This is a genomic window from Anoxybacillus sp. TBDG-1, assembly GCF_054815885.1.
Genome location: NZ_JBTZSY010000095.1, coordinates 1 through 1,882, shown reverse-complemented (window position 1 = coordinate 1,882; position 1,882 = coordinate 1). Strand labels below are relative to the sequence as shown.

At 43.8% G+C, this 1,882-nt stretch carries 3 protein-coding genes; all 3 read right to left on the bottom strand.

Going from position 1 to position 1,882, the window contains the following annotated elements:
* Nucleotides 1–62: 62 nt before the first annotated feature.
* Entirely contained in the window at nt 63–224 is a 162-nt protein-coding gene (locus tag ACYQY7_RS13905) for a hypothetical protein (RefSeq protein ID WP_461202945.1), read from the bottom strand.
* A gap of 240 nt (nt 225–464) precedes the next feature.
* Entirely contained in the window at nt 465–743 is a 279-nt protein-coding gene (locus ACYQY7_RS13900) for a hypothetical protein (RefSeq protein ID WP_461202943.1), read from the bottom strand.
* Between the two features lie 221 nt (nt 744–964).
* On the bottom strand, nt 965–1,804 hold the full coding sequence (locus ACYQY7_RS13895; protein ID WP_461202941.1) for a hypothetical protein: 840 nt from the start codon (nt 1,802–1,804) through the stop codon (nt 965–967).
* Between the last annotated feature and the right edge of the window lie 78 nt (nt 1,805–1,882).

Sequence of the window (1,882 nt, the reverse complement as noted above, 5' to 3'; positions counted from 1 at the left end):
AATGTACACATTTACCCGCTAATTAGAGAGGCGGGTAAATACTATTTCCAATTTTGCTATTGCTATATCGAACGACTATCCGAAATCAAGCGATACAGACGCAACACATCTGGCGCAACCTCCCGATCAGCTACCGAACGCAGAAACGGAATTTTAAATTCAATCTCCATGTCCGTCATGATCTCCGCAAGCAAGAAATCACGTCGCGACCGTGACGCGTTCATGGCCTCCCAGTATCGCCGCTTGTACTCCGCCAACTTGTCCATGTCCTCACCTCCCTTGTTCTGTGCGTCATCAACGCGCTACCTTGACACTGGGACCCTGTCCCCCCTGCAACCCCTATGCTGACCCACACGGTCGAAAAACGCCCGTGTGGGCATGCGCTGACGCGCCAGCATAGCAGGGGGGACTCCCCAGCGTCAAGGCACGTTCGCTAACGCTCACTTGACGCGCTGTTTTGACGTTCACAGCTTGTTTTCCATTCCCCCCGAAAGTTCTTCAATAAATTTCACAAACTCAAGTTTGTTCGGCATGTCATCAGCAATCATTTTGACCAACTCATTTACAGCTGGAACAATCATTTTTTCCTGCAACTCCCTATTCCTTTTGTGATCAACGACGAACTTCCCGATCACGTATGAACCAAGCGCCGAGATCGTCATCCCCATATCTTCAGCAAGTCGCTGGAACTCCTCTTTGACATCAGTGCGTAGACGAATTATTATCCTTTCATCTCTTGCCAACTGTCCTCACCTCGTTTACTATTTGTCATCATTATTACGCAAAAACTACAAAAAGTCAACATTTTCCGCAAAAAAAATATAGGGCATGGGTCACGTGTCGGTACCCCCCGCGAAAGCGGTGCCCCCCGACACGCAACCCATACCCGAACAATTTTTCGTCATACGAATATCCTTTCGTATATACGTGTACGTACATGTATGTACATGTACGTACGTTTATGTTACAATTGCAAACGCATAGCATTCTTGATATCTTGAAAAAAGTGTGTTTTCTGCTCATCGAAAACACGCTGAAAGTCGATACGCTCTGTTCCCAGCAGAGCATTTTTTATTTTTTCCTGCTTCCTCCGCGTGAAATCTTTCAAACTACGAAAACCCGAATTGATCGCATAGAGTACACAAGCAAGTTCAGCGTCAAGCTTATCATATTGCACAACGGACACAATATATTGCTCGAACACATCGTATGAACTCACAGACTGCAAAAGTTGAAATGTCGTTTCAGGCGGAAAAGCAAGCGTAAACTCTATTCTTGTTTTGACCTCATCTTTTTTCCCTTCTTCTTTTGCTTTGTCGTATATGCGCAAAAAACCATTTGACGATCGTTGTCCGAAATACATCGTTGTTTGATATTTGTTCATCGCCTTTCCTGTCGTCGATACCACGACAACGTTCGAAATCGGAACTGGAATGTCGAAAGCTATATCGACCGACTTTATACTTTTGCGAAACATTGAAAAATCAGACATGCAAAGCCAAAACTGTTTGAAGTCATTGCGATCATGTTTGGAAGGATTGTATTCGACTTTCACGTGAAAACGTTCTTTGACCAGCTTCGCATTTTCTGAATTATGATGATATGCAACATAAACTGCCCCGTCACCTTGTCCAATATGAAAATTATATTTGTATTCGCTATGCCCTTTCCCAAAATCACGCCTTACATTCAAAAAACCCATCTTTTCCACTATATCCAGCGAATCAGAAAAACGCTGGAAGTCGTCCACGTGAACGTCTTCGATTCGAAAATTTATTCGGTCCAAGCTCATGCGAATTTCCAATTTTTCACCTCCCGAATGTACAAAATGTACACATTTACCCGCTAATTAGAGAGGCGGGTAAATACTATTTCCAATTTT